Origin of the sequence: Streptococcus oralis subsp. dentisani (assembly GCF_002860905.1) — a bacterium.
In the GTDB taxonomy this organism is placed as follows: domain Bacteria; phylum Bacillota; class Bacilli; order Lactobacillales; family Streptococcaceae; genus Streptococcus; species Streptococcus oralis_BA.
Window position 1 is genome coordinate 1 of sequence record NZ_PKIG01000017.1, and the last position, 936, is coordinate 936.

The 936-nt window shown below is 38.0% G+C and carries 1 protein-coding gene and 1 tRNA gene; both read right to left on the reverse strand.

Going from position 1 to position 936, the window contains the following annotated elements:
• Positions 1 to 177 precede the first annotated feature (177 nt).
• A tRNA-Glu gene (locus CYK16_RS10570) sits at positions 178 to 249 on the reverse strand.
• 92 nt (positions 250 to 341) lie between these two features.
• Entirely contained in the window at positions 342 to 821 is a 480-nt protein-coding gene (locus tag CYK16_RS10575) for a sigma-70 RNA polymerase sigma factor region 4 domain-containing protein (protein ID WP_060805896.1), read from the reverse strand.
• Positions 822 to 936 lie beyond the last annotated feature (115 nt).

The window sequence follows — 936 nt, forward strand, 5'->3', positions numbered from 1 at the left end:
ACCTTAGTTGTAGCGCCCTGCACATTGGTTCGTCTTGTTCAGTTTTCAAAGGTCTTTGTCACTCACTTCTCTCAAGTGACAACTATATTAGTATATCACAGCAGCTTTCGCTTGTCAACACTTTTTGAAACTTTTTTAAAACTTTTTTTCATCAAGTGTTCCAACTGCAACATACCATAGTCCGTACGGGATTCGAACCCGTGTTACCGCCGTGAAAAGGCGGTGTCTTAACCCCTTGACCAACGGACCTGAGTTGTTATTTTCAACTCTTACTATTATACCGGCTTTTTGTTTTTTGTCAACACCTTTTTTAAACTTTTTTTACTTTTTTGCATGAATTCCTAATGAGTACGGATGTCAAACTCTTTAAACACAATACGTAAGTCTCTTAACACTCTTTGACGCCCTCGGAAGCGTTCATCTCTTAAGACGCGTTCTAACTCTTCTTGTTGCTCTTTATTTTGTTTACCTCTATAATTTCTTAGTGTTTCATGAAAGAGATAATAATCGTCTAGCCAGAGTCCTCCCTCACTTATACGATGACTTATCTCACCCACTTCTTCATAAAGCTCTTTATCATATCTCCGTTTTTGACTTTCTTGTTTACGGAGATAATCTAGAATTCGATTCCGGAATTTTGTTTTGAAGTATTTACGTAAACGAGGAATATCGTCTACTAGCCCTTCTTCGCTACTAATCAATTCATGTAGGCAAATCATTCCCTCTTGATCCCAGTCCGATAACTCCCACAAATGAAGGTAATATTCATTTCTACACTTATATACAATTCCCTGGACTTCTTCATACAATTCTTTAAGCATAATCTTCCCCTTTCTGTGTACAGTCTAACAGATTCAGAAACACTTTTGGCACATTTCATCCATTCTGCACCCTTTAGCTCCTCAACTGCACAAAAAAGAGAGGTCTTGCCTCTCT